This is a genomic window from Mycobacterium sp. 1482292.6 (genome assembly GCF_001672995.1).
GTDB classification, from domain to species: domain Bacteria; phylum Actinomycetota; class Actinomycetes; order Mycobacteriales; family Mycobacteriaceae; genus Mycobacterium; species Mycobacterium europaeum_A.
Genome location: NZ_LZKV01000116.1, coordinates 37324 through 58445 on the forward strand (window position 1 = coordinate 37324; position 21122 = coordinate 58445).

The 21122-nt window shown below is 68.9% G+C and carries 21 protein-coding genes; 17 read left to right on the plus strand and 4 right to left on the minus strand.

The features are described from left to right. The first annotated feature begins 737 nt into the window (after nt 1–737). From A5624_RS28190 to A5624_RS11900, 6 genes are all read left to right on the plus strand, one after another. Complete coding sequence (locus A5624_RS28190; protein ID WP_156748990.1) at nt 738–1835, plus strand: hypothetical protein; 1098 nt, start codon at nt 738–740, stop codon at nt 1833–1835. A 242-nt stretch (nt 1836–2077) separates the two neighbouring features. Further along, nucleotides 2078–2521 (plus strand): 50S ribosomal protein L13, encoded by a 444-nt coding sequence (rplM, locus tag A5624_RS11880; RefSeq protein WP_066866303.1) that lies wholly within the window; start codon nt 2078–2080, stop codon nt 2519–2521. Between the two features lie 77 nt (nt 2522–2598). Further along, entirely contained in the window at nt 2599–3054 is a 456-nt protein-coding gene (rpsI, locus tag A5624_RS11885) for a 30S ribosomal protein S9 (RefSeq protein ID WP_197497998.1), read from the plus strand. A 150-nt stretch (nt 3055–3204) separates the two neighbouring features. Next, complete coding sequence (glmM, locus tag A5624_RS11890) at nt 3205–4551, plus strand: phosphoglucosamine mutase (RefSeq protein ID WP_066866308.1); 1347 nt, start codon at nt 3205–3207, stop codon at nt 4549–4551. Between the two features lie 50 nt (nt 4552–4601). Next, the gene (locus tag A5624_RS11895) at nt 4602–4925 is read left to right on the plus strand and encodes a hypothetical protein (protein ID WP_066866310.1); all 324 of its coding nucleotides are present in this window, start codon (nt 4602–4604) and stop codon (nt 4923–4925) included. A gap of 3 nt (nt 4926–4928) precedes the next feature. Beyond that, on the plus strand, nt 4929–6335 hold the full coding sequence (locus A5624_RS11900) for a hypothetical protein (RefSeq protein WP_066866312.1): 1407 nt from the start codon (nt 4929–4931) through the stop codon (nt 6333–6335). Nucleotides 6336–6339: 4 nt separating this feature from the next. Here the strand turns inward: A5624_RS11900 and A5624_RS11905 are convergent, their stop codons facing one another. Genes A5624_RS11905 through A5624_RS11920 form a run of 4 tightly spaced genes read right to left on the minus strand, consistent with a single transcriptional unit; the run spans nt 6340 to nt 8870 of the window. Further along, nucleotides 6340–7383: an LLM class F420-dependent oxidoreductase gene (locus tag A5624_RS11905; RefSeq protein ID WP_066866314.1), complete on the minus strand. Its 1044-nt coding sequence runs from the start codon at nt 7381–7383 to the stop codon at nt 6340–6342. Between the two features lie 38 nt (nt 7384–7421). After that, nucleotides 7422–7772, minus strand: coding sequence for an ester cyclase (locus tag A5624_RS11910; RefSeq protein WP_066866316.1), 351 nt, complete (start codon nt 7770–7772; stop codon nt 7422–7424). Nucleotides 7773–7804: 32 nt separating this feature from the next. Further along, nucleotides 7805–8647: a dienelactone hydrolase family protein gene (locus A5624_RS11915; protein WP_066866318.1), complete on the minus strand. Its 843-nt coding sequence runs from the start codon at nt 8645–8647 to the stop codon at nt 7805–7807. A gap of 25 nt (nt 8648–8672) precedes the next feature. Further along, on the minus strand, nt 8673–8870 hold the full coding sequence (locus A5624_RS11920) for an Rv1535 family protein (RefSeq protein WP_066866320.1): 198 nt from the start codon (nt 8868–8870) through the stop codon (nt 8673–8675). Nucleotides 8871–9408: 538 nt separating this feature from the next. Between A5624_RS11920 and glmS the strand changes: the two genes are divergently transcribed. The 11 genes from glmS to tsaD all read left to right on the plus strand — a co-directional run bounded on the left by glmS (nt 9409) and on the right by tsaD (nt 20908). Continuing rightward, nucleotides 9409–11283, plus strand: coding sequence for a glutamine--fructose-6-phosphate transaminase (isomerizing) (gene glmS, locus A5624_RS11925; protein WP_066866322.1), 1875 nt, complete (start codon nt 9409–9411; stop codon nt 11281–11283). Between the two features lie 120 nt (nt 11284–11403). Beyond that, nucleotides 11404–12306: a DUF4436 domain-containing protein gene (locus tag A5624_RS11930; protein ID WP_066866324.1), complete on the plus strand. Its 903-nt coding sequence runs from the start codon at nt 11404–11406 to the stop codon at nt 12304–12306. 104 nt (nt 12307–12410) lie between these two features. Continuing rightward, nucleotides 12411–13091, plus strand: coding sequence for a rhomboid-like protein (locus A5624_RS11935; protein ID WP_066866354.1), 681 nt, complete (start codon nt 12411–12413; stop codon nt 13089–13091). 73 nt (nt 13092–13164) lie between these two features. Further along, nucleotides 13165–14586, plus strand: coding sequence for a bifunctional ADP-dependent NAD(P)H-hydrate dehydratase/NAD(P)H-hydrate epimerase (locus A5624_RS11940; protein WP_066866326.1), 1422 nt, complete (start codon nt 13165–13167; stop codon nt 14584–14586). Nucleotides 14587–14617: 31 nt separating this feature from the next. Then, nucleotides 14618–15994 carry a glutamate decarboxylase gene (locus A5624_RS11945; protein ID WP_156748995.1) on the plus strand — a complete coding sequence of 459 codons (1377 nt, stop codon included), beginning with the start codon at nt 14618–14620 and terminating at the stop codon, nt 15992–15994. 43 nt (nt 15995–16037) lie between these two features. Further along, nucleotides 16038–17204: an alanine racemase gene (gene alr, locus A5624_RS11950; protein WP_066866356.1), complete on the plus strand. Its 1167-nt coding sequence runs from the start codon at nt 16038–16040 to the stop codon at nt 17202–17204. Between the two features lie 52 nt (nt 17205–17256). After that, the gene (locus tag A5624_RS11955; RefSeq protein ID WP_197518951.1) at nt 17257–18306 is read left to right on the plus strand and encodes an alpha/beta fold hydrolase; all 1050 of its coding nucleotides are present in this window, start codon (nt 17257–17259) and stop codon (nt 18304–18306) included. Next, nucleotides 18299–18796: a tRNA (adenosine(37)-N6)-threonylcarbamoyltransferase complex ATPase subunit type 1 TsaE gene (gene tsaE / locus A5624_RS11960; RefSeq protein WP_156748991.1), complete on the plus strand. Its 498-nt coding sequence runs from the start codon at nt 18299–18301 to the stop codon at nt 18794–18796. The genes A5624_RS11955 and tsaE overlap by 8 nt, the downstream gene beginning before the upstream one ends. After that, entirely contained in the window at nt 18793–19416 is a 624-nt protein-coding gene (gene tsaB, locus A5624_RS11965) for a tRNA (adenosine(37)-N6)-threonylcarbamoyltransferase complex dimerization subunit type 1 TsaB (RefSeq protein WP_066866331.1), read from the plus strand. Before tsaE ends, tsaB begins: the two co-directional genes overlap by 4 nt. Continuing rightward, nucleotides 19413–19886, plus strand: coding sequence for a ribosomal protein S18-alanine N-acetyltransferase (gene rimI / locus A5624_RS11970; protein ID WP_066866333.1), 474 nt, complete (start codon nt 19413–19415; stop codon nt 19884–19886). The genes tsaB and rimI overlap by 4 nt, the downstream gene beginning before the upstream one ends. Further along, complete coding sequence (tsaD, locus tag A5624_RS11975; protein ID WP_066866335.1) at nt 19883–20908, plus strand: tRNA (adenosine(37)-N6)-threonylcarbamoyltransferase complex transferase subunit TsaD; 1026 nt, start codon at nt 19883–19885, stop codon at nt 20906–20908. Before rimI ends, tsaD begins: the two co-directional genes overlap by 4 nt. Nucleotides 20909–21122 lie beyond the last annotated feature (214 nt).

The following is a 21122-nucleotide window of genomic DNA, read 5'->3' on the forward strand; positions in this document are numbered from 1 at the left end:
CCAGTCGTCCCCATACTGCGGCCACGTCGCCGCTGATCTCCCGCCACTTGTGCTGATACGTTGCCTCTTGCACGGGAGTTAGCTTACGTCGATAGATCGGAACCTCGGGCATTGTCCTCCGCAGCAGACACCGGTCGGGTGGGAGCTCTGCGGACTTGATGTGACTTCGGGCGGGTGTTTAGGCCTGCGCCCATTCCCGCTCGCACATTACGCAATGCCTGACAAGCGTGGCCCAACTCGGCTCACCCTCACTGGGTTGGTGGATCAGTTGCGCGTCGACGTGCCCACAGCCGGGGCATGTCGAGTACGTCCAGAATGGCTCCCGAGGCTGGCGTGCCATAAGCATCCGATTTTCAGCTGGGCTGTACGGCTGGATCTGTAGCGGTTGCGGTGTGGGTACGGCTGGGTCAATCCACCAGATACGGGCGCAGTAAGCGGACATCGCTGCCAACAGAACGGCCAACACGGATACCAACGGCGCAAGCCACGCAGCGGAGATCCCGGCGGCGACCGCCAGCACCGCCAAGCCAACAGTGAGCCGACCAGCGAGCCGGTGCCCGCCGCCGTCCATAGCCCGACAGTGCGCAATTTCCCGGTCCCGCTGCGCGATGTCCGCCAAGGTCGGGTGCTCGGGGAAACCGATCCAGAATGCGGCGGCCACCTCAAAAGCATAGATTGCGCCCGACACGAGTCGCTGAAAATTTGGGGCTGCCCAAAACGGCGTGCACTATTAGACCGTGGTAACGCCCGACCGGACACCCGACGACCAGGACCAGGTTCACTTTGCCAAGGATAGCCTGGGGCGCGCCACCACCGCGTTCAGGAAGTTGCTCGTTCCCCAGTCCATTGAAGCTTCTGACAACTTAGGTGCGTTGTTTAATCAATTCGATGAGACGACGCTCAATGCATTGATTGAGCTTTGCTACTCGCTTAATCGAGCGTTATTTGACGAGCCGACCACTATCGTGGATCAAAATGGAGCTGCAAGACGCCGGTATATGTTTGAATTTATCGATGATGGCCGCATCGTCGAGTTAGGCAACTTCATCGAAAGCATTTTCAGTTCCGACAGGCAATCATTCCCCGGCCGACAGACCGTTATCGAGTTTTTCCGCGAATGGCTGCGGGGTGCTGAGGTATCGGTCAAGGTGAGTGTCGCTTCAGGTACGGACGTTTTTTCACAGAACTCGTCGGAGAAAGTCGCCCGTAACCTGTGGGCAAATAAACTTGAAGATCTTTCGCATCAGTTTGATATTAATCTCTTCGCCGGGTCCGCTGCTCAAGACGCAGAGAAGTCCGCTCAGCGTGCTGCGGCAGCGGAGGCGGCGGCAGAACGTGCAGCAGGCCGCACAGGCGCCCTGAGCATCGGCAATCACTTCCGCGATATTTCGAAGCAAGAAGGATGGAAAGCATTGGCATGGACCGCCGCAGCTTTTGGCGGGATCGCCGCCACCCTTTGGATTAGCTATTCCATCGTCCATAACTCTATCTATTCGAAGTGGGTCGAAGCATTCCTACACCTGATTGTCGTGTTGCCAATAATTGGTGCGGCCACGTATGCAGCGTCTCTAGCGCGGCATCATCGGGTAATCGCGCGATGGGCAAAAACGGCAGCGGTTCAAGTCGATTCAGTCGAAGCGTTTTCGAAACAACTCGCGTCCCAACAAAAGCGCGACGAAGTCATTCTCAATTTAGGACGCGATGTGTTTTCGACACCGAACTACCGCGACGACATCAAAGGTGAAAGTCTTTCGGCAATACCACCCGATCTTCTGGAAGCGTTGAAAGATGCTCTGAAAGAAGTTGCCAAAAAATTGCCTCCGCGAGGCGACTAGGGCCATGATTGCTGGCGCTAGGCGCGGAGTGCGTTAACTATCCCAGCGCGATGGACAGGAGCCGTCGGGACCACACAGTCATTTTGACCTGCGGGGACGCCGGTCGGTAAGCTGCTCCGTTGGCGTGCGGTACGCCGGGGCCTCGGGTCAATGTCGGTCGCCGAGACCAAGCCCTTACCGCGAACGCCTGACCGGCCCCCGGCTCATACCGGGATCCACCTCGAGAAAAGAAGGTAAGCGCTGTGCCTACGTACACGCCAAAGGCGGGTGACACCACGAGGTCGTGGCACGTCATCGACGCCACGGACGTGGTGCTTGGCCGCCTTGCCGTCGCGGCAGCCACCCTGCTGCGCGGCAAGCACAAGCCGACGTTCACCCCTAATGTCGACTGCGGTGACTACGTCATCGTCATCAACGCCGACAAGGTCGCGTTCAGCGGCCAGAAGCTGGACAAGAAGCTGGCTTACCGCCACTCGGGGTATCCCGGCGGTCTGAGCAGCCGGACGATCCGCGAGCTGATGGACAAGCACCCCGACCGGGTCGTGGAGGACGCGATCGTCGGCATGCTGCCCAAGAACAAGCTGGCCCGCCAGATCGCGCGCAAGCTGCACGTCTACGCCGGCCCGACGCACCCCCACGCCGCACAACAGCCCGTCCCGTACGAGATCAAGCAGGTGGCCCAGTGACCGAAACGACCGAGGCCTTGGAAAACCCCGAAAACCCGGACACCCCAGAAGTCGCAGAAGAAACAGTGGTCGCCGAGGTGACCGAGGCCCCGGTGGAGGCCTCCGAGACCGCCGAAGTCGCCGCGCCCGCCGAGTCCTTCGTCTTCGACCGGCCCATCCAGACCGTCGGCCGCCGCAAGGAGGCCGTGGTGCGGGTGCGCCTGGTGCCCGGCACCGGCAAGTTCAACCTGAACGGCCGGACCCTGGAGGGCTACTTCCCGAACAAGGTGCACCAGCAGCTCATCAAGGCCCCGCTGGTCACCGTCGACCGGGTGGACAGCTTCGACATCTACGCGCTGCTGCACGGCGGCGGTCCGTCGGGGCAGGCCGGCGCGCTGCGGCTGGGCATCGCGCGGGCGCTGATCCTGGCGCAGCCCGAGGACCGGCCCCCGCTGAAGAAGGCCGGCTTCCTCACCCGTGACCCGCGTGCCACCGAGCGCAAGAAGTACGGCCTGAAGAAGGCCCGCAAGGCGCCTCAGTACAGCAAGCGCTGATCGAGCGATCGCTATCCGGCCACAACTTGGCATCGCGGTGCACAAGTTGTGGCCGGTTGCGGCGTGTCTGCGCCCCGGCATGGCCGGTTTCATTCACAAAGGAACGGGCACGTTAGGTGCTAGCCCGACAACTGTGAGAGGTTTGTTCGCATGGGTCGACTATTCGGCACCGACGGTGTCCGTGGGGTCGCCAATCGCGAGTTGACCGCGGAGCTGGCGCTGGCGCTGGGTTCGGCGGCGGCGCGGCACCTGGCGAGCGCGCCGGCACCGGGGCGGCGGGTCGCGGTGATCGGCCGCGATCCGCGGGCCAGCGGCGAAATGCTGGAGGCCGCGGTGATCGCCGGGTTGACCAGTCAGGGCGTCGACGCGCTGCGAGTCGGGGTGCTGCCAACCCCCGCGGTCGCCTACCTGACCGGCGCTTACGATGCCGACTTCGGGGTGATGATCTCCGCGTCGCACAACCCGATGCCCGACAACGGCATCAAGATCTTCGGCCCCGGCGGCCACAAGCTCGACGACGGCACCGAGAATGACATTGAAGCGTTGCTGGCTGATGTCCCTGTCGATCCCGGGCTGCGCCCGGTCGGCGCCGGGATCGGGCGGGTGATCGACGCCGAGGACGCGGCCGACCGCTACCTGCGCCACCTGAGCAAGGCCAGCACCCTGCGCCTGGACGGCTTGACCGTGGTGGTGGACTGCGCCCACGGCGCGGCCTCCGCGGTGGCCCCGCGGGCCTACCGCGCGGCCGGCGCCCGGGTGATCGCCATCAACGCCGACCCCAACGGCCTGAACATCAACGACAACTGCGGGTCGACGCACTTGGATTCGCTGCGCGCGGCGGTCGTCGCGCACCGCGCCGACCTGGGCCTGGCGCACGACGGCGACGCCGACCGGTGCCTGGCCATCGACGCAGGAGGCAACCTGGTCGACGGCGACCACATCATGGTGGTGCTCGCGACGGCGATGCACGAGGCCGGCGAGCTGGCGTCCAAGACGCTGGTCACCACCGTGATGAGCAACCTGGGCCTGCACCTGGCCATGCGCTCGGCGGGAATCACGGTGCGCACCACCGGCGTTGGCGACCGTTACGTCGTGGAGGAGTTGCGGGCCGGCGACTACAGCCTGGGCGGCGAGCAGTCCGGGCACATCGTGATGCCCGCGCTGGGTTCGACCGGTGACGGCATCGTCACCGGCCTGCGGCTGATGAACCGCATGGTGCAGACCGGCTCGTCGCTGGCCGAGCTGGCCTCGGCCATGCAGACGTTGCCACAGGTACTGATCAACGTCACCGTCGCCGACAAGGACACCGCCGCCAGCGCGCCCGCGGTTCAGACCGCCCTCGGGCAGGCCGAGGCCGAGCTGGGCGACACCGGCCGAATCCTGTTGCGCCCCTCAGGAACCGAACCGATGATCCGCGTCATGGTGGAAGCGCCGGAAAAGGACACCGCCGCGCGGATCGCCACCCGGGTCGCCGAAGCGGTCAGCGACGCGCTGTAGATCTCCTAACCCAGCGGAACCCCGCCGCGTCGGCGGGCGTCGGATAAGGCATGAAATCCGTTGGGGGAACACGACCCTTTGCCGTCACCCAGTTCGACGCGCCGGCCACACAGCGGGTCGCCAATCAATTCGCCATGGCGGCCGACTTCATCGACCGCGCGGTGAGCGATCACCTGGCCAGGCTGGCGTTCGGCGAGGCCGCCGCGGGGCGGGCGCACACCGCGCGCGGTGACGCCCTGCGCGTCGAAGTCGAGCGGCTGGTGGCGCAGGTGTCGCAGTGGGGGCGCGCGTCGGGGGAGATCGCCGTCGCGCTGCGGTCCAGCGCCGAACGCTACGCCGACGCCGACCTGTATGCCGCGGCGCGGATCGCCTAGCCGATGGCCGACCGGTTGGACGTGGCCGCCCGGCTCGCCGAGGGCCGGGATTTTGTCGAGCACACCCAGGCCTATGTGCAGGCCTGTCATGCGTTGGGCTACGAAAACGCTGATCTGACAACGCATCCCGCCCGCGTCCGGGAGTGGTATGCGGGCGAGGACGGCCTGGACCTGCGCGCGCTGGACCGCGACTGTGCGGAGCTGCGGGCGGCGGGCGTGGTGGCGGCCGAAGCGTTGCGCATGCAGCGCGCCCAGGTGGCCGAGCTGGCCGCGGCGTGGACGGGCCCGGGCGGGGACGCCGCGGTGCAGCTGTTGCAACGGCACTGCGACGCCGCGGACGCCGTTGCCAGCGAACTGCGCGCGGCGGCCCAACGGTACGAGTCACTCCGCGACAACCTGTGGTACCTGGTCGATTCGGAGGTGGCGACCGTCATCACCGTCGACGACCGGGTGCGTGCCCACCGGCCGGCATGGCTCGCCGCCGCTGCCGCCGTCATGGCCGGGGATCGAGACGGCCCGGCGGACGTGATCCGCCAGCAGGTAATGCCCTACGTGGACAACGACATTCGCAACGACTGGTTGACCGCGGTGCGGTCGGCGTCGGACGGGGTCGACACGTCCTACGCCATGGTCATCGACAAGATGGCCGTCGTCCCGACGGCGCGCTTCGAACTTCCCGGTGATCTCGGAACCGGTGTTGCGCCGGTGCCGCTCGCCCCGCCGGCGCAACCCGCACCGACGTTGGCCGCCGCCGCGCCGCTCACCGCCGCGCCCGTACCGGTCACCGCCGCACCGGATTCGGTGAGTCCGGCGCCGGCGCCCGTCGCTGCCGCGCCGCCGCCTCCCGCGGACTGGGGCGCCGGGATCCGCGATGCCCTGGGCATGCCGGCGGACGGCCTGGGCGGACTCGGTGACCTGAGCGGCGGACTCGGTGGTGGCGATCTGGGCGGAGGGCTCGGCGGCGGTGGTCTCGGCGGTGGGGGCGGGCTGCTCGGGCTGGCCGGCCAACTCATCGATGCGGTGGGCGGGCTGATTGGATCGGCGGGTGACGGGCCGGACGGCGCGGACCCCTTCACCGACGGTGGCGAGGATGGCTTGGACGAAACCCCGTTCCACCCAGAAGATCTCGAGGACGCCGACGCCAAGGCGCCCGCCGACGACGCGCCCGCCGGCCAGGCCGCCGAGGATGGGCAGGCCCAGCCCGTCGACGAAGCCGCGCCGCCGCCACCCGACGAGTCCATCCAACCGGTCGAGGCCCCGGCCGACCCGTCCCCGGCCGACGCACCGCCACCCGGGGAGCCCCCCGTGCCTGCCGCCGCCGACCCCGCCGCCGAGCCGGCGCCGCAGGCCGACCAGGCGAAAACGCCGTGCGAGATTGCCGCCGACCAGCTTCCGCAGGCGGGGCAATGACCGCTCAGACGGGCCGCAGCCGCAAAGCCTCCTCGACGAAGCGCATGGATTCGGCCCGGTCGGTGGACAGCGGGTTCACCAACAGCGTGGTCACCCCCGCCTCGGCAAAGGCGGCCATGCGTTCGGCGACGTATCCGCGCGGGCCGATCAGCGACATGCCGCGCACCAACTCGTCGGGCACCGCGTCGATGGCCTCCTGTTTGCGGCCGGACAGGTACAGCTCCTGGATCCGGTCGGCGACCTCGCCGAACCCGTAGCGCGTCGCCAGATTGTGGTAGAAATTGCGGCCTTTGGCGCCCATCCCGCCGATGTAGAGGCCCAGCTGCGGCTTGACCCAGGCCAGCCGCTCGTCGAGGTTCTTGCCGATGGCCAGCGACGCGTGCACCATCACATCGAGCGGCCCCAGCGCGGGATCGCGTTTGGCGGCACCGGCCGCCAGCGACTCGCCCCAGATCGAGTCGGCCTTGTCCGGCAGATAGAAGACGGGCTGCCAGCCCTCGGCGATCTCGGCGGTGAGCTCGACGTTCTTGGGCCCCAGCGCGGCGATGCTGACCGGAATGCGTTCGCGCACCGGGTGATTGATGAGCTGCAGCGGCTTGCCCAATCCCGTGCCGCGGTCCGCGGGCAGCGGCAGCTGATAGTGCTTGCCGTCGTACTGCACGCGTTCGCGCCGCCACACCTTGCGGCAGATCTCCACGATCTCGCGGGTGCGCCCGATCGGGGCGTCGAACGGGACGCCGTGGAACCCCTCGATCACCTGCGGCCCGGAGGTGCCGATGCCGAGGCGGAAACGCCCGTCCGACACGTAATCCAGCCCCGCGGCGGTCATCGCCAGCAGCGACGGGGTGCGGATGTAGATGGGCAACACCCCGGAGGCCAGCTCGACCGAGTTGGTCTTGGCGGCCAGGTATCCCAGCTGGCTGATGGCGTCGAAGGCATACGCCTCGGCCACCACCGCGACCTCGATGCCGGACTTCTCGAGTTCGACCACGCGATCCACGGCCTCGTGAAAGCCGCCCGAATAGTTCAGAGCGATCCCGATTCTCATCACTGACACTTACCACGCTGCTGCGCGGCCCAAGGCCGTCAGCCCGCCGAAGTGCCCGTCCAGTACTCCGCGAACCGCTGACCGTCGGCGGCGAGGCGCAGGATGTCGTTGCCGGTGAACGAGACCGGTCCGTCCGGGCCCAGGCCGGTGCCCACCCAGCGGCCCGCGACCAGGTCACCGTCACACAGCGGGCCGAGCTCGATGGCAAAACTCAAGTCCGAGAACATGTTTCGGGTCTGCTCGACCATCTGTGCGAGCTCCTGGGGTCCGCAGACCTCCCGGCCGGGCCAATGACCCACGAAGTCGTCGGTGACGATCTCGGGCGCGATGGGCGCGCCGTTCCACAGCTCGATGATCCAGCGGTCGTAGAGCGCTTGCACGGTCGACATACCGGGGCAATTACCCCGTCGGCTGCGCCTTCTCACTTCAGCAGGGCGACGATCTTGTCTTCTGTGGGAATCGCTTCGGCCTCGGGGTCGATCGCGTCGGTGCGCGGCAGGTGCACGTCGGGGTCGGCGAAATCACGGTACTTCTTGTCGCCGGCCAGCGCATACAGCAGGTAGCCGGTCAGCAGCGCCCGAACCGACCGCTGCGTGCGCCGGTGCGGTCCGGCCAGACCCACCACCTTGGTCAGCCGTCGTCCCTCGACCAGGCCATCGGGTTCGGCCTTGCTGACGATGCGCAGCGTCGCCGCGTCCCACACGTCGGCGAGCGGCCACGCATGCGAGTTCAGGGCTTTCGGATCGCCCGGCGCGGCGAAGATCACCCCGGGAACCTGCTGCAGCGTCGCGGCCGGCTGCTGGGCCGGCGGACTGGTGACGCTCGGAAAGATCGCCGCCACCGCCGCGGGCTTGGCCGGCATGCCGGCCGCGGCGAACACCGCCGCCGAGCCGCCGAAACCGTGACCGGCCACGCCGAGCTTGGCCGGATGCACGCTGATCTTGCCGGGGCCCAAGCGCACGCCCGAGACGATGTCCAGGGCGGTGCCCAGATCGAAGGCGAAGTTGAGCACCGACGGCGCCAGGCCGCGCTGGGTGTCGGGCGCGCCGGCCACGATGCCCCACGACGCGAGGTGCTCGAGCAGGTTCGAATACCGGGCCGCACCGGCGAGCCAATCGTGGCCGAACGCCACCCCGGGCAGATTCAGCCCCTCCTCGGGGGTGTACACCACCCCCGGCAGCCCGGCAAAGGCCAGGTCACCACGCAAAACCCGATGCGGACCACGGCGGCTGAGAGCTGCGACGAGCTTGCGGATGCGGGCCACGCGTTGACGTTAGCGCATCCTTCGGCTAGGCCCTGACCTCGAGGACACCCACCCGCCACAGCGCCGCGTAGAGCTGATGCAGCGGGATGGACAGCAAGCGGGTGGTCATGGCCATCAAGGGGTCCGTGGGACCGGCCGCGGGCTGCCGGCGCGGCGAGGCCGGTTGCGTGGCTGCCGACGCCGTCGCGGCGGGCACCACGTCGTCGTAGCGAACTGCGGTCATGATTGCCTCCCATGGCGCCCGGCGGGCGGTCGGAGAAAGTTACGCATCTCAATACGACCCGTTGCACAATTCCCGGTTAACAACCACTGACAACAAAAATTCATTGCTCGGCTAAAAGCGTGGTCCCAGGTAGCCAGATCATCTGACTGATACCGGATGAAATCCCTACTGCAAACGGATGACCGCGGCTGCGTGGCCGACAAGCTGTGCGATCGTGATCGGTCTGGCTTCAAGCAGCTCGTCCTTCCGCGGCTTTCCGGTTATTTCCATCCTTTGCTGACATTTCAAATATTAGGGCGATGTGTCCCGCGGACGTTGGTCCGACACGAAACCGTCACAAATACACCGGGTGAAAAATGTTCCCGCCGTTTATGACGGTTGAGTGAATGGCGGAGGTGCCCAGGGCGCCGGGCTCATGCGCGGCGGAACCAGAACCGGCGGTAGGGCAAGGTCACAGCCGGCCCTTTGCGCAGGTGGGCGGCCCAACCCCGGCCGCGGAGTGCGGGGTCGGTGCCGCGCCTGCACTACCCTGTTCAGAATGTGCGGAATCGTCGGCTATGTCGGGCAGCAGCCCGCCTGCGAGGTCGTCATGGCCGCGCTGCGCCGGATGGAGTACCGCGGCTACGACTCGTCTGGCGTCGCCCTGGCCAACGGTGACGGCACGCTGACGATCAGCCGTCGCGCCGGCCGGCTGGCCAACCTGGAAGAGGCGGTCGCCCAGATGCCGCCGTCGTCGCTGACCGGGACCACCGGCCTGGGCCACACCCGGTGGGCCACCCACGGTCGTCCGACCGACCGCAACGCGCACCCGCACCGCGACGCCGCCGGCAAGATCGCCGTGGTCCACAACGGCATCATCGAGAACTACGCCAACCTGCGCCACGAACTGGAGGCCCAGGGCGTCGAGTTCGCCAGCGACACCGACACCGAGGTCGCGGTGCATCTGGTGGCGCAGGCGTATCGGCACGGCGACACCGCGGGCGATTTCGCCGCGTCGGTGCTCGCGGTGCTGCGCCGCCTGGACGGCCACTTCACGCTGGTGTTCGCCAACGCCGACGAACCCGGCACCATCGTCGCCGCCCGCCGCTCCACCCCGCTGGTCATCGGCATCGGCGAGGGCGAGATGTTCGTCGGCTCCGACGTGGCGGCGTTCATCCCGCACACCCGCAACGCCATCGAACTCGGCCAAGACCAGGCCGTGGTGATCACCGCGGACGGTTACCGGATCACCGACTTCGACGGCAACGAGGATTTGGGGCCCGGGGCATACCGCGAGTTCCACATCGATTGGGACCTGGCCGCCGCCGAGAAGGGCGGCTACGAGTACTTCATGCTCAAGGAGATCGCCGAGCAGCCCGCCGCGGTGGCCGACACCCTGCTGGGACACTTCGTCGACGGCCGGATCGTCCTCGACGAACAGCGCCTGTCCGATCAGGAGCTCCGCGAGATCGACAAGGTGTTCGTGGTCGCCTGCGGCACCGCCTATCACTCCGGGCTGCTGGCCAAGTACGCGATCGAGCACTGGACGCGGCTGCCGGTCGAGGTCGAGCTGGCCAGCGAATTCCGGTATCGCGACCCGGTTTTGGACCGCAGCACCCTGGTGGTCGCCATCTCGCAGTCCGGCGAGACCGCGGACACGCTCGAGGCGGTCCGGCACGCCAAGGAGCAGAAGGCCAAGGTGTTGGCCATCTGCAACACCAACGGCTCGCAGATCCCGCGCGAGTGCGACGCCGTGCTGTACACCCGGGCCGGCCCGGAGATCGGGGTGGCCTCCACCAAGACGTTCCTGGCGCAGATCACCGCCAACTATCTGGTGGGGCTGGCGCTGGCGCAGGCCCGGGGCACCAAGTACCCCGACGAGGTGCAGCGCGAATACCACGAGCTGGAAGCGATGCCGGACCTCGTCGCGCGGGTGATCGCGACCATCAAGCCGGTGGCCGCGCTGGCCTACCAGTTCGCCCAGTCCCCGACGGTGCTGTTTCTGGGCCGCCACGTCGGCTACCCGGTGGCGCTCGAAGGTGCGCTGAAACTCAAGGAATTGGCCTACATGCACGCCGAGGGGTTCGCCGCCGGTGAGCTCAAGCACGGCCCGATCGCGCTGATCGAGGACGATCTGCCGGTCATCGTCATCATGCCGTCCCCCAAGGGGTCGGCCGTGCTGCACGCCAAGCTGCTGTCCAACATCCGCGAGATCCAGGCGCGCGGCGCGATCACCATCGTGATCGCCGAGGAAGGCGACGACACCGTGCGCCCCTACGCCGATCACCTGATCGAAATCCCGTCGGTGTCAACGCTTTTGCAGCCGCTGCTGTCGACCATCCCGCTGCAGGTGTTCGCCGCGTCGGTGGCGCAGGCCCGCGGCTACGACGTGGACAAGCCGCGAAACCTGGCCAAGTCCGTCACCGTCGAATAGGCGCGAAGCAGCTCGCGCCGCTTCCTCCGTATCACCGGCGAATACGCAGCCGATCCATTACATTGCCCTGGGAAAGCTTTTGCGGCAGGTGGGTTGGGCTACGTCCGTACGGGAGGAAGTATGCGATCGGCCGGCACGAAGTACGGCGTCGTAGGTCTTGTCGTCCTCATCCTCGCGGCATACGTGATAGCCGTCGCGATGTACGCGCAGAGCGGTACCGGACGACGTCTGGACGTCGCCGCTCCGGCCGTCGACGGCGACAAGCCGTCGGCGACCATCAACGTCGAAGACATCCAGTCCAACAACAGCGTGCTCGCCGTCAACCTGGCATTCAATCCCGGATCGGCGTTGCTGGACCCGAAAACCCACCACCTCAAGGACGATCTGAGCCTGCGCGTGCGATCCTCGGCGATGCCGTCCCGGCACACCTGGACCAAGGGCATGCTGCCCGGCCTGATGGCGGTCCCGCTGACCATCGCGGGCCAGATCGAGCGGTGGCCCTTCGACCAATATCGCTCGGGGCCGATCGAAGTCGAAATCTTCTACGGCCCGGACACCGACCGGGCGCCCGACCATGTGCCGGTGACCTTCGTCGACCACCTGTCCGGGTGGCGGCTGTCCGCCACCAGGTCCCAGGCGGACGGTCCCTACCGGCTGAACGTGCGGCGCTCGCTGAGCACCGCGGCGTTCGCCATCGTCATCCTCGGCGTGCTGATCACGATCGCCAGCCTGGCCCTCGTCGTGGCGATTCAGACGGCGCGCGACCGGCGGCCGTTTCAGCCGCCGATGACGACCTGGTACGCGGCGATGCTGTTCGCGGTGGTGCCGCTGCGCAACGCGCTACCCGGCTCGCCGCCGTTCGGCAGCTGGGTCGACATCACCGTCGTCATCTGGGTGCTGGTCGCGCTGGCGGTCTCGATGATTCTCTACATCGGCTGCTGGTGGCGGCATTTGAAGCCGCCGCCCGCCGCCGCACCGGCGGTATCGGCGCCCGTACCGGCGGAACCGGCACCGGTCAAGTAGCCGGACGCCGGCGGCGTGTTTGCCGCCGAAGCTGTCCGGCGCCGCGTCCCGCGTGCGAAGGTTGAGTCGTGGCGCATCCATCGGTTCGCAGGCGAGTGCGCAGCATGACGCTGGCGGTCTGGCACTACGTCACAAGCGCGCCGCTGACCTATGGCTGGTTGTTGGTGTTGATGATCACCACGATCATCCAGACCCATCTCACCGGCAGGGAGCTGCACTCGGTACTGCTGCACCGCTCCACCAACATTCACGAACTGGGCAGGGATCCGCTCGATGTCCTGTTCTCCAGCCTGCTGTGGATCGACGGCAAGAACTTCGAGCCCTACCTGCTGCTGTTCACCCTGTTTCTCGCGCCGGCCGAACACTGGCTCGGCCAGCTGCGCTGGCTCACAGTGGGATTGAGCTCGCATATCCTGGCCACCTACATCAGCGAAGGCATCCTCTACTTCGCGATCGAGGACCATGACGCCCCGCAACGGCTGGTGCACGCCCGCGACATCGGGGTCAGCTATTTTCTGGTCGGCGTGATGGCCGTGCTGACCTACCACATCGCCCGGCCATGGTGCTGGGGCTATCTCGGGGTGCTGTTCGTCATCTTCGGTTTCCCGCTGATCACCATGGGTAACGAACTGAACTTCACCGCCATCGGGCACTTCACCTCGATTCTGATCGGCCTGTGCTTCTACCCGATGACGCGCACGCGTTCCAAGGGCAGCCGGCAGCTCGGTCCGGCGCGCCTGCGGGGCATCGTGCGCCGCCGCGTGCCGCCGGCCACCCCGAGCTGATGCCGGCGCCCGCGCGCAACCGAAAAACCGTGGGCGCCAAGCCCCCGCGACGGTGCCACGTAATCTGACTCTGATGCGGCATTACTACTCGGTAGACGCGATCCGCCAGGCCGAAGCGCCACTGCTGGCCAGCCTGCCCGACGGCGCTTTGATGCGACGCGCGGCCTACGGGCTGGCCACCGAGATCATCGGCGAGTTAGCGGCGCGCACCGGCGGGGTAACCGGGCGACGTGTGTGCGCGGTCGTCGGCTCCGGAGACAACGGCGGAGACGCGTTGTGGGCGGCCACCTTCCTGTGCCGTCGCGGCGCGGCCGCCGACGCGATCCTGCTCAACCCGGAGCGCACCCACCGCAAAGGCCTGGCGGCGTTCCGAAAGGCCGGCGGTCGCGTCGTCGAAAGCGTCTCGCCGACAACCGATCTCGTCATCGACGGCGTGGTGGGCATCTCCGGCTCCGGAGCGCTGCGGCCCGCCGCGGCCGAGGTGTTCGCCGCCGTCAACGATGCCCGAATCCCGGTGATCGCCGTCGACATCCCCAGCGGCATCGACGCGGCGACCGGCGCGATCACCGGCCCCGCCGTGCGCGCCGTGCTGACCGTCACCTTCGGCGGCCTCAAACCCGTGCACGCGCTGGCTGATTGCGGGCGGGTCCGGCTGATCGACATCGGGCTGAGCCTGCCCGAGACCGACGTGCTGGGGTTCGAGGCCCCCGACGTGGCCGCCCGCTGGCCGGTGCCCGGGCCCCACGACGACAAGTACTCGCAGGGCGTCACCGGCGTGATGGCCGGCTCGTCGACCTATCCGGGCGCCGCCGTGCTGTGCACCGGCGCCGCCGTCGCCGCCACCTCCGGCATGGTCCGCTACGCCGGCAGCGCGCACCGCGAGGTGCTCGCGCACTGGCCGGAGGTGATCGCCTCGCCCACCCCCGCCTCGGCCGGCCGGGTGCAGTCCTGGGTCGTCGGCCCGGGACTGGGCACCGACGACGTCGGGGCCGCGGCGCTGTGGTTCGCGCTGGAAACCGACCTGCCGGTGATCGTGGATGCCGACGGGCTGACCATCCTGGCCGCGCACCCCGAGTTGGTGGCCAACCGCACCGCGCCGACGGTGCTGACCCCGCACGCGGGTGAATTCGCCCGGCTGGCGGGTAACCCGCCGGGGGATGACCGGGTGGGCGCGTGCCGCAAGCTGGCCGACGCGTTCGGCGCCACGGTGCTGCTCAAGGGCAACGTCACCGTCATCGCCGACCCGGGCGGCCCGGTCTACCTCAATCCGGCGGGGCAGTCCTGGGCGTCCACCGCCGGCTCCGGTGACGTGTTGTCCGGCATGATCGGCGCGCTGCTGGCCGCGGGCCTGCCGGCGGTCGAGGCGGCCGCCGCCGCGGCCTTCGTGCACGCGCGCGCGGCAGCGTGCTCGGCCGCCGACCCCGGCCCCGGCGAGGCCCCCACCTCGGCCTCGCGCATCGTGCCGCACATCCGAGCCGCCCTGGCCGCCCTATAGAGAGGATCTCGTCGTGCCCCAACACCCGTCCATGCCCGCCCACTCGATCGCGCCCGCCTACACCGGCCGCCTGTTCACCGCGCCGGTGCCGGCGCTGCGGATGCCCGACGAGTCGATGGATCCCGAGGCTGCCTACCGCTTCATCCACGACGAGCTGATGCTCGACGGCAGCTCCCGGCTGAATCTGGCCACCTTCGTGACGACCTGGATGGATCCCGAGGCCGGCAAGCTGATGGCCGAGACGTTCGACAAGAACATGATCGACAAGGACGAATACCCGGCGACCGCGGCCATCGAGCAGCGCTGCGTGTGCATGGTGGCCGACCTGTTCCACGCCGACGGGCTGCGCGACGACGACCCGTCCAGCGCCACCGGGGTGTCGACGATCGGTTCCAGCGAGGCCGTGATGCTCGGCGGTCTGGCGATGAAGTGGCGGTGGCGCGAGAAGGTGGGCCGGAAAAAAGGGGGGGACTGGAAGGGCCGCACCCCGAACCTGGTGATGGGCTCCAACGTCCAGGTGGTCTGGGAGAAGTTCTGCCGCTACTTCGACGTCGAACCGCGCTACCTGCCGATGGAGGAGGGGCGCTACGTCATCACCCCCGAGCAGGTCGTCGACGCCGTTGACGAGGACACCATCGGGGTGGTGGCGATCCTGGGCACCACCTACACCGGGGAGCTGGAACCCATCGCCGAGATCTGCGCGGCCCTGGACAAGCTGGCCGCCGGCGGGGGAGTCGACGTCCCCGTGCATGTCGACGCGGCCAGCGGCGGATTCGTCGTGCCGTTCCTGCACCCCGAGCTCAAGTGGGACTTCCGGCTGCCGCGGGTGGTGTCGATCAACGTCAGCGGCCACAAGTACGGGCTGACCTATCCCGGCGTCGGGTTCGTGGTGTGGCGCAGCAAGGACTACCTGCCCGAGGACCTGGTGTTCCACGTCAACTACCTGGGCGGCGACATGCCGACCTTCACGCTGAACTTCTCCCGGCCCGGCAACCAGGTCGTCGGCCAGTACTACAACTTCCTGCGGCTGGGACGCGAGGGCTACACGCAGGTGATGCAGACGCTGTCATCGACCGCACGCTGGCTGGGCGAGCAGCTGCGCACCGGCGAGCACTGTGAGCTGATCTCCGACGGTTCGGCGATCCCGGTGGTCAGCTTCCGGCTCGCCCGCGGGCTGGGCTACACCGAGTTCGACGTCTCCCACGAGCTGCGGGGTTACGGCTGGCAGGTGCCGGCCTACACCATGCCCGACAACGCCACCGACATCTCGGTGCTGCGCATCGTGGTGCGCGAGGGCCTGTCCGCCGACCTGGCCCGGGCCCTGCACGACGACGCCCGCACCGCGCTGGCCAGCCTCGACAAGCTCAAGCCGGGCGGGCACTACCGCGCCGAGCACTTCGCGCACTGACGGTTGGTCCGGAGGCGCCGAGCGCTCTGGGACAATGGCTGCCGTGTCCGCAACGCCGATATCCCTGACCCCGGGCGTCCTCGCCGAGGCCCTGGTGGACCTGGGCGCGATTGAGCACAACGTGCGGCTGCTGTGCGAGCAGGCCGGCGGCGCGCAGGTGATGGCCGTGGTCAAGGCCGACGGCTACGGCCACGGGGCCGCCCAGACGGCGCGCGCCGCACTGGCCGCGGGGGCGGCCGAATTGGGCGTCGCCACCATCACCGAGGCCCTGGCGCTGCGCGCGGACGGCATCACCGCGCCCGTGCTGGCCTGGTTGCACCCGCCCGGCATCGACTTCGGCCCCGCGCTGCTGGCCGACGTGCAGATCGCCGTGTCCTCGGAGCGCCAGCTCGACGACCTGGTGGACGCGGCGCGCCGCACCGGACGGACCGCGACCGTCACCGTCAAGGTGGACACCGGACTGAACCGCAATGGGGTGCCGCCCGCGCAATACCCCGCGCTGCTGACCGCGCTGCGCCGGGCCGTCGCCGAGGAGGCCGTCGTGCTGCGGGGCCTGATGTCGCACATGGTCTACGCCGATGAGCCCGCCAACCCCGTGAACAACCTTCAGGCCCAACGTTTCGCCGCCTTGCTGGCCCAGGCGCGCGATCAGGGCGTGCGGTTCGACGTGGCGCACCTGTCGAACTCGTCGGCCACCATGTCTCGTCCCGACCTGGCCTTCGACATGGTGCGCCCCGGCATCGCGATCTACGGGCTGAGCCCGGTGCCCGAGCGTGGCGACATGGGTCTGGTGCCGGCGATGACGGTGAAATGCTCTGTGGCGCTGGTGAAGTCGATTCGCGCCGGGGAGAGCGTGTCCTACGGCCACACCTGGACCGCCCAGCGCGACACCAACCTCGCGCTGCTGCCGGTCGGTTACGCCGACGGCATCTTCCGGTCGCTGGGCGGCCGGCTCGAGGTGTTGATCAACGGCAGCCGGCGCCCGGGCGTCGGGCGGATCTGCATGGACCAGTTCGTCGTCGACCTCGGCCCGGGGCGCGTCGACGTGGCCGAAGGCGACGAGGCGATCCTGTTCGGGTCCGGCGCGAGCGGCGAGCCCACCGCGCAGGACTGGGCCGACCTGCTCGGCACCATCCACTACGAAGTCGTGACCAGCCCCCGCGGGCGGATCACCAGGACCTACCGCGAGGCGCGAACCGTTGAGTCCTGAGGAACCCCGCAGGCGCCGCAAGGGCAGGGCCTGGCTTGCGGGAGGCGCGGGGGTGACCGCCGTCGCCACCATCATCGGCGCCTCGGCCCGCCGGTCGATGACCCAGCGCGCCACGGTCGAAGACCCCTATGCGAACGAGGATTTCAACCGGCTCGAGGACGACGCCGGCCTGGTGGTGACCACGCCCGACGGGATTCCGCTGGCGGTGCGCGATACCGGCCCGGCCGATGCGCCGCTGACGCTGGTCTTCGTCCATGGGTTCTGCCTGCAGATGGGCGCGTTTCATTTTCAGCGCACCCGGTTGCCCGAGCAGTTGGGCCCCGACGTCCGGATGGTGTTCTACGACCAGCGCGGCCATGGCAGGTCCGGCGAGGCCGACCCCGAGACCTACACGCTGACCCAACTCGGCAGGGACCTGCAAACCGTGCTGAACGTGGTGGCACCGCGCGGAATGATCGTGCTGGTGGGCCACTCGATGGGCGGCATGACGGTGTTGTCCCACGCCCGCCAGTTCCCCGAGCAATACGGACGCCGCATCGTGGGCGCCGCGCTGATTTCGTCCGCGGCCGAAGGGGTGTCCAGGTCACCGCTGGGCGAGATCCTGAAAAACCCTGCGCTGGAAGCGGTTCGGGTCGCCGCGCGGTCCGCGCCGAAGCTGATGCACCGGGGGCGCAACGTATCCCGGTCGTTGATCGGCCCGGTGCTGCGGGCCGCCTCCTACAGCGACCTGCAGGTCAGCCGCAGCCTGGACGCGTTCTCGCAGCGGATGATGAACAGCACCCCGATCCCCACCATGGTCGGCTTTCTGGACGCGCTGGAAAAGCACGACGAGACCGCCGGGCTGTGGACGCTGCTGCGGGTCCCGACGCTGATCGCGTGCGGCGACCACGACCTGCTCACCCCCGATGAATATTCGCGCAAGATGGCCGCCAGCCTGCCGCAGGCCGAGCTGGTCATCGTCGTCGGCGCGAGCCACCTGGCGCTGCTGGACAAGCCCGACGCCATCAACGGCGGGCTGGTCCGACTGGTTCGGCGGGCCACCCCGGGCAAGGCGGCGCTGCGCATGCGGCGGATGCGAGAAAGGTTGCGGCGCCGTGGCTGAACTCGACGGCGGCACCGCGACCTGTGACCGGGTCGAGGACACCATGGCGCTGGGCTCGCGGCTGGCGCAACACCTGCGGGCGGGGGACGTGGTGGTGCTCTCGGGTCCGCTCGGGGCGGGAAAGACCGTGTTGGCCAAGGGGATTGCGGCGGCGATGGATGTCGACGGGCCGGTGACCTCGCCGTCCTACGTGCTGGCACGCGTGCATCCGCCGCGGCGCGCGGGCGCCCCGGCCATGATTCACGTCGACATGTACCGGCTGCTCGACCACACCGACAACCAGGGCGCCGATCTGCTCGCCGAGCTCGATTCGCTGGACTTGGACAGCGATCTCGACGACGCTGTCGTGGTGGTGGAATGGGGCGAGGGCCTGGTCGAGCGGCTCGCCGAGCGGCATCTGGACATCCGGCTCGAGCGCGTCACCGGATCCGACGTGCGGATCGCGACCTGGCGGTGGGCCGACAACGCCGACAACGGGGGCGAGTCATGACGATCGTCCTTGCCCTCGACACCTCGACCCCGGCGGTGACGGCCGGCCTGGTGCGGCGTGACGACCTGTGCGTGTTCGCCGAGCGGGTCACCGTCGACGCCCGGGCCCACGCCGAACGCCTCACCCCGAATGTCCTTGCTGCCCTGGCCGATTCGGGGCTGACGATGGCCGACCTGGGCGCCGTCGTGGTGGGCTGCGGACCGGGCCCGTTCACCGGCCTGCGCGCGGGCATGGCCACCGCCGCCGCCTACGGGCACGCACTCGGCATCCCCGTGCGCGGCGTGTGCAGCCTGGACGCGATCGGCGTGCGGACCAGCGGGGACGCCTTGGTGGTGACCGACGCCCGCCGCCGCGAGGTCTATTGGGCCCGCTACCGCGACGGCGTGCGCACCCACGGCCCGGCCGTCAACGCGCCGGCCGACGTCGACCCGGGTGCCGCGGCGGCCGTCGCCGGCTCACCCGAACACGCCGCCCTGTTCGGCTTGCCGGTGGGTGAACCGAGCTGCCCGACACCGGCCGGACTGGTTGCGGCGGTGGCCGATTGGTCCGCCGACCCCGAGCCGCTGGTGGCCCTGTACCTGCGTCGGCCCGACGCCAAACCGTTGGCCACGCGGCGATGACCGCCCACAGCGAGCCCGCGACCCTCGGCGGCCTGACCCGGGCCGACGCCCAGCGCTGCGCCGAGCTGGAGGCGCAGCTCTTCGACGGCGACGACCCGTGGCCCGCGGCGGCATTCCATCGCGAATTGGCCAGTGCCCACAACCATTACGTGGGCGCGCGGGTGGGCGAGACGCTGGTCGGCTACGCCGGCATCTCGCGATTGGGCCGCACCCCGCCCTACGAATACGAGGTGCACACCATCGGCGTGGATCCGGCGTACCAGGGCCGGGGCATCGGCCGCCGGCTGCTCGACGAGCTGCTGAGGTTCGCCGACGGCGGCGCGGTGTACCTGGAGGTCCGCACCGACAACGAGGCCGCCATCGGGCTGTACACCAGCGTCGGGTTCGAGCAGATCGGCCTGCGCCGCCGCTATTACCGGGTCAGCGGCGCCGACGCGTACACGATGCGGCGGGAGGCCCACGGCGCATGACAACCATTCTTGCCATCGAAACCTCGTGCGACGAAACGGGAGTCGGCATCGCCCGGCTGGACCCCGACGGCACCGTGACGCTGCTGGCCGACGAGGTGGCCTCCAGCGTCGACGAACACGTGCGGTTCGGCGGCGTGGTGCCCGAGATCGCCTCACGCGCGCATCTGGAGGCGCTGGGACCGGCCATGCGCCGCGCGTTGTCGACCGCCGGGCTGGACAGGCCCGACGTCGTCGCGGCCACCATCGGGCCCGGGCTGGCCGGCGCCCTGCTGGTGGGAGTCGCTGCGGCCAAAGCCTATTCGGCGGCCTGGGGGGTGCCCTTCTATGCGGTGAACCACCTGGGCGGGCATCTGGCCGCCGACGTCTACGAGCACGGGCCGCTGCCCGAGTGCGTGGCGCTGCTGGTCTCCGGCGGCCACACCCACCTGCTGCACGTGCGTTCGCTCGGCGAGCCGATCGTCGAGCTGGGCAGCACCGTCGACGACGCCGCCGGCGAGGCCTACGACAAGGTGGCGAGGCTGCTGGGGCTCGGCTACCCGGGCGGCAGGGTGCTCGACGAGCTGGCCCGCACGGGTGATCGCGACGCGATCGCCTTCCCGCGGGGCATGACCGGGCCGCGTGACGACCCCTACGCGTTCAGCTTTTCCGGCCTCAAGACGGCCGTCGCGTGCTACTTGGAAAGCCACCCCGACGCGGTGAACGCCGACATCGCGGCCGGCTTTCAGGAGGCCGTCGCCGACGTGCTCACCAAAAAGGCCGTGCGCGCCGCCACCGGGCTGGGCGTGCGGACCCTGCTGATCGCCGGCGGGGTGGCCGCCAATTCTCGGCTGCGCGAGTTGGCGGAGCGGCGCTGCGCCGAGGCGGGCCTGACGCTGCGCATCCCCAGGCCCCGGCTGTGCACCGACAACGGGGCGATGATCGCGTCGTTCGCGGCGCATCTGGTCGCCGCGGGGGCGCCGCCGTCGGCGCTGGACGTGCCCAGCGACCCGGGGCTGCCCGTGGTGAAAGCGCAGGTGAGTTGATGTTCGCTGAGCGCGGACACGCCGACGCTGGAGAAGCAGCGGGGGGCCCTTGAGTGCTAGCACTCGCATGTATAGAGTGCTAGGTGGCAATCGGCCAAGCCCTGTGTCGGCACCCGCGACGACGGCGCTCGGGCGCGGACGAATGCCGAACACCTGATAACTCGGAAGGTGCGGGCTCAACCCGTGCCGGCCGTCAACTCCGGTCCGGGCGCGT

Bases quoted from the DNA above. Each gene is read 5' to 3' on its own strand.
- A5624_RS11910 (WP_066866316.1), bottom strand. From the start codon at position 7,772: ATGTCGACCGTGCAAGCGCTCTACGACCGCTGGATCATCGAGCTGTGG.
- glmS (WP_066866322.1), top strand. From the start codon at position 9,409: ATGTGCGGAATCGTCGGCTATGTCGGGCAGCAGCCCGCCTGCGAGGTC.
- A5624_RS11935 (WP_066866354.1), top strand. From the start codon at position 12,411: ATGACGCTGGCGGTCTGGCACTACGTCACAAGCGCGCCGCTGACCTAT.
- rimI (WP_066866333.1), top strand. From the start codon at position 19,413: ATGACCGCCCACAGCGAGCCCGCGACCCTCGGCGGCCTGACCCGGGCC.
- A5624_RS11930 (WP_066866324.1), top strand. From the start codon at position 11,404: ATGCGATCGGCCGGCACGAAGTACGGCGTCGTAGGTCTTGTCGTCCTC.
- tsaB (WP_066866331.1), top strand. From the start codon at position 18,793: ATGACGATCGTCCTTGCCCTCGACACCTCGACCCCGGCGGTGACGGCC.
- A5624_RS11940 (WP_066866326.1), top strand. From the start codon at position 13,165: ATGCGGCATTACTACTCGGTAGACGCGATCCGCCAGGCCGAAGCGCCA.
- A5624_RS11905 (WP_066866314.1), bottom strand. From the start codon at position 7,383: ATGAGAATCGGGATCGCTCTGAACTATTCGGGCGGCTTTCACGAGGCC.
- A5624_RS11895 (WP_066866310.1), top strand. From the start codon at position 4,602: ATGAAATCCGTTGGGGGAACACGACCCTTTGCCGTCACCCAGTTCGAC.
- tsaD (WP_066866335.1), top strand. From the start codon at position 19,883: ATGACAACCATTCTTGCCATCGAAACCTCGTGCGACGAAACGGGAGTC.
- A5624_RS11920 (WP_066866320.1), bottom strand. From the start codon at position 8,870: ATGACCGCAGTTCGCTACGACGACGTGGTGCCCGCCGCGACGGCGTCG.
- A5624_RS11945 (WP_156748995.1), top strand. From the start codon at position 14,618: ATGCCCGCCCACTCGATCGCGCCCGCCTACACCGGCCGCCTGTTCACC.
- A5624_RS11900 (WP_066866312.1), top strand. From the start codon at position 4,929: ATGGCCGACCGGTTGGACGTGGCCGCCCGGCTCGCCGAGGGCCGGGAT.
- glmM (WP_066866308.1), top strand. From the start codon at position 3,205: ATGGGTCGACTATTCGGCACCGACGGTGTCCGTGGGGTCGCCAATCGC.